We start from the raw sequence: 13,673 nt of genomic DNA on the forward strand, positions 1-13,673 counted from the left end.
GGCACCACAGTAGAGCGCCGCGGCCTCCAGGTGGAGGTCCGCGGCGCTGCTGTCGTCAGTTGCCGAGCAGTTCCACCTCGGCGAGTGTGGTTCCCGCCTCGCCGGTGTTCGCCGTGACCTCCAGCCGGTAATGCAGGTAGCGGCCCGGCTTGGCGATCTTGAACGGACGGGTCTGCAGCCGCCAGGCGAACACCTGGTCCCGGCGCTCATCGAGCGTCTTCCAGGTGACGCCGTCCGACGAGCCGGAAAGCTTCCACGATCGGGGATCACCGGCCGCCGCCCCCGACGTGAGGGTGTAATAGCTGGCGCGTTGGCCGCTGCCGGCGAACTGGTAGCTCCACGACGGTGTGGCGCCGGGGAAGACCGCCCGGGTAGCGGAGGTGTCGTCGACCAGCGCCGGATCAGACGCCGTGCCACGACCCGGACCGGTCAGATCACGCAGCGGCGCCGACACCGCGTCGCCCTTCGTGAGAGAGGGCGGAGCGTCTGCGGCCCGGGTACCCCAGGCGGAAGGTGCGGCACCCATGACAAAGTCCAGCGTCGCACCACCAGCAAGCACCGAGTGCGGCAGCGACGTCGACTGATGCACCTTGCCGTTCACCCGCAACGACTGCACATACACGTTGTCCGCGTTGTTCTGCGGGGCGTTGATCACGATCCTGTTGCCACCCGGCAGGTTGACGGTCGCCTTGGTGAATAGCGGTGAACCGATCGCATACTCCGGGCTGCCCATCCGCAGCGGATAGAAGCCGAGCGCGCTGAAGATCTGCCAGGCGCTCATCTCGCCGTTGTCCTCGTCGCCCGGATAGCCCTGACCGATCTCACTACCCAGGTACAGCCGGGACAGGGCCTCCCGCACCAGCTTCTGCGTCTTGTACGGCTGCCCGGCGTGGTCGTACATGTAGATGATGTGGTGCGACGGCTGGTTGCTGTGGCCGTACTGGCCCATCCGGACGTCCCGGGCCTCGAGCATCTCGTGGATGGTGCCGCCGTACGAGCCGGGGAATCCGGCCGTCTCCGGTGTCGCGAAGAACGTGTCGAGCTTCTTTGCGAGGCCGGCCTTGCCGCCGTACAGGTTGGCGAGGCCCTGGCCGTCCTGCGGCACGTGGAACGCCATGTTCCAGCCGTTGGTCTCGGTGTAGTCGTAACCCCAGACCCGCGGATCGTAGGCCGACGGCGGTAGCCGCCAGGCGCCGGCGCTGTCGCGGCCCTGGAAGAAGTCCACGGACTTGTCGAACATGTGGACGTAGTTCAGGGCCCGGTTGCGGAAATACTCGGCCTGTTCCGCGTACTCGGCGGCCTTCGGTCCGCCCTTCTTCGCCAGCGCTGCGGCCATGGTGGCGATGCCGAAGTCGTTGATGTAGCCGTCCATCGCCCAGGACATTGCCTCGCCGGTGGCGTCGCTCGGCGTCCAGCCCTTGAAGATCGACGTTGCCAGACCCTTGCGGCCGACGTTCTGGTTCGGCGGCGTCACGGTCGCGTTCTTCACCGCGGCCTGATAGGCCGCCTCGGCGTCGATGCCGGGTACGCCCTTGAGGTACGCGTCGGCGAAGGCGACGTCGGAACTGGTGCCGACCATCAGGTTCGCGTAGCCGGGCGACGACCACCGGGAGATCCAGCCGCCGTCTCGGTACTGCTGCACGAACCCGTCGACCATCTCCCCGGCGGCCTGCGGTGTGAGCAGTGCGTAGGCCGGCCAGGTCGTGCGGTAGGTGTCCCAGAAGCCGTTGTTGACGTACACCTTGCCGTCCTTGACGGGTGCGCCGGTCTCGGTCGGCGAACTGGGCGGGCTGGTCACCGCCGACTGCACGGTGTGCCGGTACACCGGCTGCTGTGCGGTTCCGGTGTTCTCGAAGCCGGAGTTCGGATAGAGGAACAGCCGGTACAGGTTGGAGTAGAGGGTGACGAGTTGATCCTCGGACGCGCCCTCCACTTCGATCGTCCGCAACTTGGCGTCCCAGGCCGCCTGGGCCCGGTCCCGGACGGTGGCGAGTGTCGCGTCTGCCGGCACCTCCAGCTCGAGGTTGTGCCGCGCCTGCGCCACGCTGATCAGCGAGGTGGCGATGCGCATCGTCACCGTCCGGTCCGGCCCCGTGCCGACCTTGACGTAGCCGGTCGAAGGCCGGTTCCCGGTGGGCAGCATGCCGCTGGCGGTGATCGGCGCGTCGATCGTGGCGTAGACGAACATCCGGGTCCACCCGGCGGACAGGCCGCCGCTGTTCACATCCGACCAGCCGCTGACCGTACGGGCGGCCGCGTCGATGGTCAGCCCCGCGTTGTTGTTGACGTTGTCGAAGATCAGGTTGCCGCTGTCGCCGGTGAACGTGAACCGGAACAGGGCCGCGTGGTCGGCGGGGGCGATCTCGGTCTTGATGCCGTTGTCGAACGTCACGCCGTAGTAGTACGGCTTCGCGACCTCGTTCTCGTGCCCGAAGGCGAGCGCCCGGGCGCCGCGGTTCGCATCCGGCGTGCCGGTCGCGGCGGACGGCAGCACCTGGAAGGTCTGCCGGTCACCCATCCACGGGCTGGGTTCGTGGCTGGCGGCGAACGCCTGCAAGGTGGGCCGGTTCGCCGCGTTGTTCTGCCGGTGGTACTCGTACAGCCACGACGTGGATCCGGCATTGGTGACCGGGGTCCAGAAGTTGAAGCCGTGCGGCACCGTGGTCGCCGGGAAGTTGTTGCCGCGGGAGAAGTCGCCGGACGACTGGGTGCCGCGGCGTGTTTCGGCGTACTCGGAAAGGTGTGCTTTGCGTGCTGCCGGCGCGACCTCGGCGAGGGTGATGTCGTCGAACCAGGCGCGGAAGCTGGTGGGACCGGCCGGCTTGTCGTATCCGATCAAGATCCGGTCGATGGTTTTGCCGCGGGCGACCGCACCGATGCGGGACGTCCGTTTGTTCCACTGCGCGGTGTAGAGCGTTTTCGCGGCTCCTTGGGCGGCCGGGCTCACCACGGTGCCGTGCTGGTCTCTGGCGCGCAGGTCCGACAGGTAGGTCCCGTCGGTGAAGGCCAGGTCGACCGCGGTGTAGGTGGCGGGGTTGCTGAGGTCCGCCCGGTTGAACTCGGGAAGCACGAGGTAGGACAGCTCGGTGTCGGCGGTGACTGGCACGTTGACGTCGAACACCTTGTTGGTCGAGTGTCCGCGGCCCGAGGCGGTGTGCCGCCCGGCGATGGCGAACGCTGTGAGCCCGGTGTAACCGACGCCGGCCTTGGCGGTGGGTGAGCTGGCCGGCCCGGCACCGATCCGGCTCTGCATCGGCCCCGGCGGTGGCGCCGTGGTGGTGGCGTCCGCGAGCTCGAGGTCGGCCAGCTGGGTCAGCTCGCCGGAGGGATGGCCGGTGATGTGCAGACGGTAGATACCGAACGCGGCCGGGCTCGTGACCGTGAAGGTCTTCGTCTGGAAGCGTTGCTCGAAGGTCTGCCCGGTACGGGCGTCCAGGGTCGTCCACGAGGTGCCGTCCGTCGAGCCCTCCAGCGTCCAGTCCCGGGGGTCGCGTTCGGGAGCGTCATTCGCCGAGGTGAGGGCGTACCGCACCGCGGTGGCGGGGGCGTCGAGGGTGTACTGCGCCCAGCTCGTTGGGGTGTCGACCAGCCACTTGGTGGCGGCATCGCCGTCGTTGAGGTTGGTCACGCCCTCGTTCGGGATCGGCTGGGCGTTCGCCGTGATGGCGGTGACCCGGGTTCGCAGACTGCCCGGCATGCCGGCGGAAGCCCCACCGTCGACGCCGTCGCTGCGGTTGCCGTCCACCGAGTCGGTCCAGGTGGGTGCCGGATCGCCAGCCTCGAAGGAGGAGTGGAACTGCTCGGCTGACGCGGCCCGTGCCGCACCACCGGTCACGACGGCCGAGGCCGCCGTGATGAGACTGACGGACAACAGGGCGACACCCCAACGTGGCCGGTGCATACCGTCTCCTTGTCGCAGGCTGCGGGATGCACATCGTCACGCGTCGATGGAGGGATTGACAAGGTTTTCCTGACATCGATGTCAGCCGGTCGCCGGATGATCTCCACCGGCCGCACCGGGTCCGTACGCCGACATCGATGTCATACTGCTGTCCTTCGTCACCTCTATGACTCGGAGCACCATGTCGCCATCCCGGGCCGCGGACGGGACCAACCCGCGCCGGCCTACGCTGACGCAGGTTGCCGAGCTGGCAGGCGTCAGCCTCAAGACCGCATCCCGGGCGCTCAACGACGAACCCAACGTCGCCGAGGCCACCGGTCGGCGAGTGCAGCAGGCGGCCGACACGCTCGGCTACCGGTTGAACGGCATCGCCCGCGAGTTGCGCCGCGGCGCCACCTCGGCGCTGGTCGGGCTGATCAGCGGCGACCTGACCAACCCGTTCTACAGCGCGGTCGCCAGCGGCATCGAGCGCGAGCTGCGCCAACACGGGCTGCAATTGGTGACCGCCAACAATGACGAGGACGCCGAGTTGGAACGGGCCCTGGTCGACGCGTTCCTGGAACGCCGGGTGCGCGCCCTGCTCGTCGTCCCCAGCGCGGAACGGCACGACTACCTCGCCGTCGAAGGCAACCGCGGCGTGCCGTTCGTGTTCCTCGACCGGCCGCCGGACGGGCTCGAGGCCGACACCGTGCTCATCGACAACCTGGGCGGCGGCCGGGCGGCCGGGCAGCATCTGCTGGACCACGGGCACCGGCGGATCGCCTTCGTCGCCGACCTGGCCCGGATGGCGCCGCAGCAGGCTCGACTCGACGGTTTCGTGCAGGCGATGGAAGCGGCCGGGACCGAACAGTGGCGCCCCTACCTGCGTACCGACGTGCACGATGTGCACGGGGCCGAGGCGACCGTCCGGGAGTTGCTCGCCCTTGATGCGCCGCCCACCGCGCTCTTCATGACGAACAACCGGCTGACCACGGGTGCCTTACGCGCCTTGCGCGGGCTCGAGCGGCCACCGGCGCTGATCGGCTTCGACGACTTCGACCTGGCGGACGTGCTCGGCACGACCGTGGTGGCACACGACCCGATCGCCCTCGGCCGCGAAGCGGCTCGGCTGGCTCACCTGCGGATCAGCGGCTTCACCGGACCGGCCCAGACGGTGATCATCCCCACGACCGTCGTGGCCCGTGGCAGCGGCGAACGCACATCCCATAGCTGACGGCGACGAGTCCGCAGTCGGTCTGGGGCCCGGTGTCCTCGATCGCCTGAACTGTGCCGGCGGAGGCCCGCTCGCAGCCGGCTGAGCAGCGCCCAGACGGGTGACCGCTCGACGGGCGCAGCAGCGAAAGCTGACCTAGAGTGCACCTCGTGACGCTGGAGATCGAGGGGCCGCGGCTGGCCGGCCGCGCTGTCGCGCACCGGACGGCGCAGGAGAAGCAAGACGACCGGCGTGCCGCAGCTGGGCGCGCCGAGGCAGCGCTGCACGTCCTCTTCATCACCCTGCTCTGGCTGGTGGCCGTGCCGTTCCTGCTCGGCTGGGGACTGCTCGGAGCCGAACGGCAAGGCGGCACGCTAGCCTTCGCCGCACTGCTCACGGTGGTGCTGCCCTTCGCCGCGGCCGTCGTTGCCACGCGGCGCGGGCTTTTCTTCACCGGCGGCGCCTACGCGATGCTCACCCTCGCCATGGTGTTGCCCGCCCTGAGCATCATGCGAGCCGGCTGAGCATCATGCGAGCCGGCTGAGCGGAAAAGCCGCCGCGATCCGGGCAGGATGGGGGCATGGCAGCGGAAAAGGAAGAACGCGACGGCGTACCCCTGACAAACCTGGATCAGGAGCTCTTCGCCGGCGCCGGCGCGACCAAGCGGGACCTGGTCGACTACCTCGACGCGGTGCGCGACCGGCTGATCCCGGTGCTGCAGGACCGGCCGCTGTCGGTGATCCGGGTGCTCCGGGGCCAGGACAAGTTCATGCAGAAGAACCTGCCGAAGTACACCCCGGACTGGGTGGCCCGCACCGATGTCTGGGCCGAAGCCTCACACCGCGAGGTCCACTACGCGCTCTGCAACGACCGACGCACCCTGCTCTGGTTCGGCAATCAGCGGGCCGTCGAATACCACCCGGCGCTCACCACGATCGCCGACCCGGCCCGGCCGACCCATCTGATCATGGACCTCGACCCGCCGGAGGGCGGCGCGTTCGACCTCGCGGTGCGAGCGGCCCGCCTGGTGCGCCGAGCTCTCGCCGACGCGGGCCTCGACGGCGCGGTGAAGACCAGCGGCGCCAAGGGAGTGCACGTCTTCGTCCCCCTCGACGGCACGGCCGCCGCGCCCGACGTGGCCGCCGCAACCCGGGCGGTGGCCGTCCGGGCCGAACGGCTCGATCCGGAGCTGGCGACGACCGCCTTCATCGTCCAGGACCGGCACGGCAAGGTTTTCCTCGATGCCACCCGCTCCGGCGGTGCGACGGTGATCGCTGCCTACAGTCCCAGGGTCCGCCCCGGCGTGCCGGTGTCTTTCCCGGTGGCATGGGACGACCTGGGCGACGTCACGCCGGCTGACTTCACCGTGCACACCGCGCCCGATCTGCTGAAGGCCGGCGACCCGTGGGCCACCGCGATGCCGGCGCCGCAGCACCTCAGCGCAGACCTCATCGCCGAAGGCCACACCATCCCGGTCGCCCGCGTCGCCGCGATGCACGAAGGCAAACGACGCGCCAAGGCCAAGCGGGAAGCCGGTTAGAGCCCCTAGGCGCCGGACCATTCGGCGATATTGCAGAACAGCTCCGCCTGCTCGATCGCGTCGTCCAGCGCGTGGTGGGTGTGCGGCGTCCTGCTGAGCAGGTGGGCGGGCATCGAACGCTTGCCCACCGTACGGATGGGGCGGCGGGCTTTGGTCGCGAACAGGGTCTTGACGTCGAGGTGGCCGGAGTGGCCGAACGGCGAGCCACCCGTGAAGCGCACCTGGTACCAGTACGTGAACATCCAGTCGAAGCCGAGCGGGTAGCCGACGAACACCGGGCGCGCGCGATGCCGCTCGGCCAGTTCCGACAGCCAGGCCACGTTCTCGGCCATCGCCACGGCGGGGGCGGTCCCGGTGCGAGCCAGGGCCGCCCGGTCCAGTCCCGACACCGCCAACGCCGCCGGGACGAACTCCGGCGAGATCGGCTGCAGCTCGGCATAGAACGTGTCCGGCACGAGCCGGGTGAAGGTGGTGCCGTCGTAGGTCGCGGCCGAGGCCATGCCCAACGACAGCATCGAGTACGGCCCCGGGATCGGCCCGTCCGCCTCGACGTCGGTCGAGATGTAGAGATCGGTCGGCACCCGGCGAGCTTATTCACCAGCAGAGCACACGAAACGCACAGGAAGGAGACAGGCGCCGCGGGTCTGATGAAGGGGTCGCAGTCAGCAGAAGGGTGAGATCGTGCTGAACCAAGGGGAAAATGCTGCATTTGTACGCCGAGTGCACGACAAAGGCCTCCAGTTCGACCGACAGACCATGTCCCGCCGCCGACTCCTAGCCGGCCTCGGTGGCGCGGGTGCCCTGGCCCTCCTCGCTGCTTGCGGCTCGAAGGCGTCGACAAGCACGGCCACGGCGGGAACCCTGACCGAGGTCGCCTCCGAGACAGCGGGTCCCTACCCGGCGGACGGCTCGAACGGGCCGGATGTGCGCACCCTCGACGGCATCGTGCGCAAGGACATCCGCTCGTCGTTCGGCGACGCGTCGGGCACGGCTGCGGGCGTACCCCTGGAGTTTTCCTTGATCGTCAAGGATCTGACCGGCGCGCCGGTGACCGGGGCAGCCGTCTACGCGTGGCACTGCGACCGGGACGGTAACTACTCGCTCTACTCGACGGGCGTCACCGACCAGAACTACCTGCGCGGCATCCAGGTGACCGACAGCATGGGAGCGGCCACCTTCACCAGTATCTTCCCCGCCTGCTACTCGGGCCGCTGGCCGCACATCCACTTCGAGGTGTACGCCTCCCTTGCCCACGCCACCAGCGGCGACGGCCCCATTGTCAAAACCTCGCAGATCGCGATCCCCGAGAACGTCGCCGACCTCGTGTACGCGACCGACGGCTACAGCAAGAGCGTCACCAACATGAGTCAGGTCTCGCTAGCCACCGACAACGTCTTCGGCGAAGACTCGGCGGCGACCGAGCTGGCTACCGTCACCGGCGACGTGGCCTCGGGCTTCACCGCGACCCTGACCATCGCCATCGACCCGGCCGGCGAAGAGATCGGCGGAGGTACAGCCCCGGGCGGTGCTCCGGGCGGCACGCCGCCGTCGGGCGCTCCGGGCGGCGGCGGTCCGGGTGGCATGCCGCCGTCGGGCGCTCCGGGTGGCGGTGGCCCGGGTGGCATGCCGCCGTCGGGCGCTCCGGGTGGCGGTGGCCCGGGTGGCATGCCGCCGTCGGGCGCTCCGGGTGGCGGTGGCCCGGGTGGCACGCCGCCGTCGGGCGCGCCGAGTTAGAGGCGTCAAGGTCTGTCCATCGATCGGGGTACGTCAAAAGGGCTATAGCTCCCGGTCTATGCCCTTGGTGAGAATCTGTCGCATGGCCGCACCCGGACAAGACGCCCTCGTGATCGCTCTCCTCGCCGCGTGCACAGCCTGCGTCGGGTACGCGGTGGGCCGCCTGCACCAGTGGTACCGCACCGGTTTCGACCGTGACGAGGCCTACCGGGATGGCTACGAGACCGCGACCCGCAGCGTCTTCAGCACCGCGGCCCGAATGATCGGCACTCGCCGCTCGGCCCGGGGCCGGGCAGCCGTTCGCGCCGTCTCAAAAGCAGCGCCGGCGGGGATGACGGCCAGCTCGGAAGCAGCGCCGGCAGGGATGTCGGCCAGCTCGGAAGCAGCGCCGGCAGCTGCGCAGGTTGGCTTGGAGCCGGTGCCGGAAGGGGAGCGAGCCGGCTCCGGTGCGGTTTCGGCGGACAGCGATGGTGGTCGGCATCTGGTGCCCGACGGGTTGGTGCAGGCGGCCACCTATCGGCTCAATCCGGACCGGGTTGCGCGGGCGAAGGTGCCGGGCGGCGAGAGCGAGCAGGAAACGACGCGGCTGCAGCCGGTGCCGCGCCCGCGGACGAGGCCCGGCGGCGCCTGACCTCGACCAGTCTTTGTGGCGTGCGGTTCTCAGGGGCCTGGTGGCTCCCTTGGTCAGCGGGCGGCCAGGGCTTCCTGCAGGCCTCGGGCGGCGAGCCGGTCGGCGCGCTCGTTTTCCGGGTGGCCGGCGTGGCCTTTGACCCAGTGCCACTGGACGTCGTGCCGGCGGACGGCCGCGTCGAGGCGTTGCCAGAGGTCGACGTTCTTGACTGGCTGTTTAGCCGAGGTCAGCCAGCCGTTGGCCTGCCAGCGGGGCAGCCACTTCGTGATGCCGTCCCGGACATAGATGCTGTCGGTGTAGAGCAGCACCGGCAGTGGTGCTCGGGTCAGGCTTTCGAGCGCCTGGATGGGCGCCATCAGCTCCATCCGGTTGTTCGTCGTCGGGTTCGCCTCGCCGCCGCGCAGGTCCTTCTCTCGGGTGCCCCACCGCAGGACGGCGCCCCAGCCACCTGGTCCGGGATTCGGCACGCATGCGCCGTCCGTGAAGATTTCCACCGGGGTGACCGAGCCTGTCATGGGCTGCACCTTAGCGGTGGGGAGGGCCGCCGGGCCGGGCGCCTGCGTGACGTGGGCAGGCTGCCGGGGGGAACCGGCCGGAGGCCCGGCGGCTCGCTCCCGCATGCTGGGAGCGCTCCCAGCGAGGACTTTAGCCCCCGTTGCCCCCTTCGTAAATGCCGGCGGCGTGCAGGACGTAGACCACATCGGCCGGAGGCCCGGCGGCGGCGTCACGCCGAGCCAGTAGAGTTTCCGCCATGGTCGAGGCCGCCGTCGAGGTGCAGGACGTCGTCGTGAAATACGGCGAGGTCACCGCCGTCTGCGGGGTATCGCTGACCGTCCCCCGAGGTGCGATCCTCGCCCTGCTGGGCAACAACGGCGCCGGCAAAACCAGCCTCCTGCAGGTGTGCGAGGGCTTCCGCAGCCCGGACGGCGGCACCGCGCGGGTGCTGGGGCTCGACCCGATCGCCGACCACGACGCGCTGATGCCGCGCCTCGGCATCATGCTGCAGTCCGGCGGCGTCTACCCGTGGGCCACCGCGGGCGAAATCCTGCGGCTCTTCGCGTCGTACTCGGCGAATCCGCTCGATGTGGACATGTTGCTGGACCGCCTCGGCCTGCGGAAGTTTGCCAAGACCACCTTCCGTCGGTTGTCCGGCGGCGAGCAGCAGCGGCTCTCCCTGGCTGTGGCGCTGGTCGGCCGGCCCGAGCTGGTTTTCCTGGACGAGCCGACCGCCGGCATGGATGTGGGTGCCCGGCAGACCACCTGGCAGCTGGTCGAGAGCCTGCGTGCGGACGGCGTCTCCGTGCTGCTGACCACCCATCTGCTCGACGAGGCCGAGAGCCTCGCCGACCACGTGGTCATCATGGACAACGGCGTGGTCGCTGCCACCGGAACCCCCGCCGAGCTCACGGCCGCGGCCGGCATCGACCTCTTGCACGTACGCGCGGACCCCGGCCTCCCGCTCGACGCCCTGGGCACCCGCCTCGCCGCGAAGATCGTCGAGGACACCCCGGGGGAGTACACGATCGCGGGCGCCCTCGACACCGAGGCCATCGCGGCGGTGCTGGCCTGGTTCGCTGCGGCCGGCGCCCAGGTGACCGCGGTGAACTCCCGCCGCCGCACCCTCGAAGACGTCTACCTGGCCCTGACCGCGGGAGCAGCCCGATGAGCACCGGCACGTTCACTCCGGCTCCCGGCCGCGCCCCGTTGCGGGTCATCCTGCGCAAGCAGATCCGGATGGAGCTGCTGCTGACCGCCCGGCGCGGCGAGGCGATCGTCCTCGCCATGGGCGTCCCCCTGCTGGTCCTGCTCGGCGCCGGCCTCACCCGCGCCACCAACCTCCCGACCGACGACCGGCTCGGCTATGTCGTCCCCGGCGTTCTCGCCCTCACCGTGATGTCGACGGCGTTCACCGGCCAGGCCATCACCACCGGCTACGAGCGCAGCTACGGCGTCCTCAAACGCCTCGGTGCCTCCCCGCTCACCCGGCCCGGCCTGCTCTTTTCGAAGACCGCCGCGATCCTCTGCCTGGTGGCGGTCCAGATCGTGGTGCTCGCCCTGGTCGGCGTCGTCGCTGGCTGGCGGCCCGAGCCGGGTCACCTGCTGTCGGCGATCGGAGTGACCGTCCTGGCCGCCGCCGCGTACTGCGGGCTGTCGCTGCTCATCGCCAGCCTGCTACGCCCGGAGACGGTGACCGCGGCGGCGACGCTGATCTACGTCCTGATGCTGGCGGCGGGCGGCATCATGTTCGCGGCGCCGGACCTCGGTGCGGCCGGGCATTTCCTGTTGCCGTTGGCCGCGCACGCGGAGGCACTGCGCAGCACCCTGACCGAGGGGGCAGCCGTGCCCGGCACCATCTGGCTGAGCCTGTCCCTCTGGGCCGCCCTGGCCCTCACCGCCGCCGCCCGCAAATTCCGCTGGGAGTAAGGCTCCGCCGCGGCCCGGTGCCCGAACTTCTCGCTGAGGACGAATCGGGCCTTTCGCTGGTGGGTCCTGGGATCGGGCGCTGTCCGTGCCGCCTCGCCCGCTGCGTCGGGGGGTGCGGGAGAGGCGAGGCGACGACCGCGACGGTGACGCCACTCCCCGCCTGACATTTCAGACTTTGTTGGGGTGAATCGACGGCACTGCCGACGGGTGCGGTTCTGTCAAGTGGGCCGATCGACGCGGCTGTCTCTCGACTGGGTGGTTCAGTCCAGTACTGACGATCAACTTCTTTGCAGCGATCGGTCGGGCACCCTGCGCGCTGCGGGACGTCGGTGTCACCGTCCGCGGTTGAGGCTTCTCAGACCGGGCGAAAAGGCGCGCGGCAATGAGGAAAAAACGGGCAGACATTGACGGTGATGTCAAGTCTTCCGTCACTCTGGGTCTGGCTGCTAGTTTGTCCGAAGTCGAGACGAGTTCGACGGCATTGAACCGGATGCGTCGCACCTCAGCATCCGAAATTTGGGTACGGCCCAAGTAAAGATTGCGACACGCGGGGTCGGCTTTATCTCCTCGCTCGTCTAGCGTTCACCGCCTAGGCGTCCTTGCGCTTGTTGTTTGTGGGCCAAGGAGTGGAGGGCGTGAAATTGGTGTGCGCGAAATTGCCGAGTGAGCGTCGGGTCTCACCGGAAGCAGAGGCGTCGTGACAACGACGGGAACTTCGGCGGGCAACGCCGATACGCAAGACATTCCCAAAATCAGCGACTATGCAGACGTCACCGAACGGGATCTTGGTGACGTCTGGGGACGGGGACACGCCGACCGCTGGGTGTGGGAGGCGCGTTACGTCCGGCTGCTCCTGGTCGTCGACTTCGGGGCAACGCTGGTGGCTACGCTGGCCGCCTTCGTGCTGCGCTTCCAGGGCGCCGCGTACGCGGACTGGTATCTCGCCCTGTCGGCGCTGATCCCCCCGGTGTGGGTGGGCCTGTTGGCGTTGTCGCACGCGTACGAGCGGCGGGTGCTGTTCGTCGGCGGCGAGGAGTACCAGCGGGTGCTTCGGGCCGGGGTGCGTCTGACCGCGGGGATGGCTCTCGCGTCGTACGTCGCGAAAGCCGACATAGCGCGCGGTTACCTCCTGATCGCCCTGGTGATGACCACGGTGTTGTCCTTCGGCGGGCGGGTCGTGCTGCGCAAGATCCTGCACCGGGCGCGCAAACGTGGCGCGTGTATGCATCGCGTCCTGGTGCTCGGCCACGCGCCGGCGGTCGCCCAGCTCATCCAGCAGCTGCACCGGCGGTCGCATCACGGTTTGCAGGTCATCGGCGCCTGCCTGCCCGCGGACCAGTTGGCCGGCGCCGCGCGTACGGTCGACGTGCCGGTGTTCGGTGCTTTGGGCGCCGCTGCCAACTCGGCTGCCGCGGCCGGCGCGGACACGGTGATGGTGTTGACCTGCCCCGAGCTGGACGGGCCGATGCTGCGGCGGCTCGCCTGGGAGTTGGAGCGCGACGACATCGACCTGATGGTCTCGTCGTCGCTGGTCGACACCGCGGGGGACCGGATCACGGTGCGCCCGGTGGACGGGCTCCCGATGATGCACATCGAGCATCCGCGGCTGTCCGGCGGCCGGCGGCTGATCAAGTCGGTCTTCGACGTGTCGGTGGCGGCACTGCTGTTGGTGCTGTTCGCGCCGCTGTGCCTGGCGATCGCTTTGATCATCAAGCTGGACACCGGTGGCCCGGTGTTCTTCCGGCAGGTGCGCGTGGCTCGCGGTGGCGAGATGTTCCGGATGTTCAAGTTCCGGACGATGCACACCGACGCCGAGGCTCGGATCGCTGCGCTGCGCGGACAGAACGACTCGGCTGGCGTGCTGTTCAAGCTCCGGGACGATCCGCGGATCACCCGGTCCGGCCGGTGGCTGCGCCGCTACTCCCTGGACGAGATTCCCCAGCTCATCAACGTGCTGCTGGGCGAGATGTCGCTGGTCGGCCCGCGGCCGCCGCTGCCCAGCGAAGTCGAGCAGTATCCGCAGGACATGCGTCGGCGGTTGGTGGTCAAGCCCGGCATGACGGGGCTGTGGCAGGTCAGTGGCCGGTCGGACCTGTCCTGGGAGGACTCGATCCGGCTCGACCTGCGGTACGTGGAGAACTGGTCACTCACGGTGGACCTGGTGATCCTCATGCGGACCGTCATGGTGGTCATACGGGGCGCAGGCGCGTACTAGACGCGCCGCACTTTTCAGCAAAAACTGCGGTCGGGG

General features: G+C 69.4%; 10 protein-coding genes and 1 pseudogene. 8 read left to right on the forward strand and 3 right to left on the reverse strand.

Annotated features, from left to right (window positions below; translation table 11 throughout):
• Positions 1 to 64: 64 nt before the first annotated feature.
• Positions 65 to 3,871 (reverse strand): annotated as a pseudogene (locus tag ACIA1L_RS02550) (GH92 family glycosyl hydrolase); the annotation flags it as partial.
• Between the two features lie 196 nt (positions 3,872 to 4,067).
• On the opposite strand from ACIA1L_RS02550, the gene ACIA1L_RS02555 reads away from it, so the two are divergent.
• The 3 genes from ACIA1L_RS02555 to ligD all read left to right on the forward strand — a co-directional run bounded on the left by ACIA1L_RS02555 (position 4,068) and on the right by ligD (position 6,633).
• Complete coding sequence (locus ACIA1L_RS02555; RefSeq protein ID WP_396070654.1) at positions 4,068 to 5,114, forward strand: LacI family DNA-binding transcriptional regulator; 1,047 nt, start codon at positions 4,068 to 4,070, stop codon at positions 5,112 to 5,114.
• Between the two features lie 149 nt (positions 5,115 to 5,263).
• Positions 5,264 to 5,617 (forward strand): hypothetical protein, encoded by a 354-nt coding sequence (locus ACIA1L_RS02560; protein ID WP_396070656.1) that lies wholly within the window; start codon positions 5,264 to 5,266, stop codon positions 5,615 to 5,617.
• 56 nt (positions 5,618 to 5,673) lie between these two features.
• Complete coding sequence (gene ligD / locus ACIA1L_RS02565; RefSeq protein WP_396070658.1) at positions 5,674 to 6,633, forward strand: non-homologous end-joining DNA ligase; 960 nt, start codon at positions 5,674 to 5,676, stop codon at positions 6,631 to 6,633.
• Between the two features lie 5 nt (positions 6,634 to 6,638).
• On the opposite strand, the gene ACIA1L_RS02570 is transcribed toward ligD, so the two are convergent.
• Positions 6,639 to 7,214 carry an exonuclease gene (locus tag ACIA1L_RS02570; protein ID WP_396070660.1) on the reverse strand — a complete coding sequence of 192 codons (576 nt, stop codon included), beginning with the start codon at positions 7,212 to 7,214 and terminating at the stop codon, positions 6,639 to 6,641.
• A gap of 100 nt (positions 7,215 to 7,314) precedes the next feature.
• On the opposite strand from ACIA1L_RS02570, the gene ACIA1L_RS02575 reads away from it, so the two are divergent.
• Positions 7,315 to 8,367, forward strand: a complete 1,053-nt coding sequence (locus ACIA1L_RS02575; protein ID WP_396070662.1) for an intradiol ring-cleavage dioxygenase — start codon at positions 7,315 to 7,317, stop codon at positions 8,365 to 8,367.
• Between the two features lie 82 nt (positions 8,368 to 8,449).
• On the forward strand, positions 8,450 to 8,998 hold the full coding sequence (locus ACIA1L_RS02580) for a hypothetical protein (RefSeq protein ID WP_396070664.1): 549 nt from the start codon (positions 8,450 to 8,452) through the stop codon (positions 8,996 to 8,998).
• Between the two features lie 53 nt (positions 8,999 to 9,051).
• On the opposite strand, the gene rnhA is transcribed toward ACIA1L_RS02580, so the two are convergent.
• Complete coding sequence (gene rnhA, locus ACIA1L_RS02585; RefSeq protein WP_396070666.1) at positions 9,052 to 9,513, reverse strand: ribonuclease HI; 462 nt, start codon at positions 9,511 to 9,513, stop codon at positions 9,052 to 9,054.
• Positions 9,514 to 9,749: 236 nt separating this feature from the next.
• Between rnhA and ACIA1L_RS02590 the strand changes: the two genes are divergently transcribed.
• The 3 genes from ACIA1L_RS02590 to ACIA1L_RS02600 all read left to right on the forward strand — a co-directional run bounded on the left by ACIA1L_RS02590 (position 9,750) and on the right by ACIA1L_RS02600 (position 13,637).
• Positions 9,750 to 10,664 (forward strand): ABC transporter ATP-binding protein, encoded by a 915-nt coding sequence (locus ACIA1L_RS02590; protein WP_396070668.1) that lies wholly within the window; start codon positions 9,750 to 9,752, stop codon positions 10,662 to 10,664.
• Positions 10,661 to 11,422: an ABC transporter permease gene (locus ACIA1L_RS02595; RefSeq protein WP_396070670.1), complete on the forward strand. Its 762-nt coding sequence runs from the start codon at positions 10,661 to 10,663 to the stop codon at positions 11,420 to 11,422. Before ACIA1L_RS02590 ends, ACIA1L_RS02595 begins: the two co-directional genes overlap by 4 nt.
• Positions 11,423 to 12,119: 697 nt before the next feature.
• Positions 12,120 to 13,637 (forward strand): sugar transferase, encoded by a 1,518-nt coding sequence (locus tag ACIA1L_RS02600; protein WP_396070672.1) that lies wholly within the window; start codon positions 12,120 to 12,122, stop codon positions 13,635 to 13,637.
• Positions 13,638 to 13,673: the final 36 nt, after the last annotated feature.

Origin of the sequence: Actinoplanes sp. NPDC051859 (genome assembly GCF_044452725.1) — a bacterium.
Lineage (GTDB): Bacteria > Actinomycetota > Actinomycetes > Mycobacteriales > Micromonosporaceae > Actinoplanes.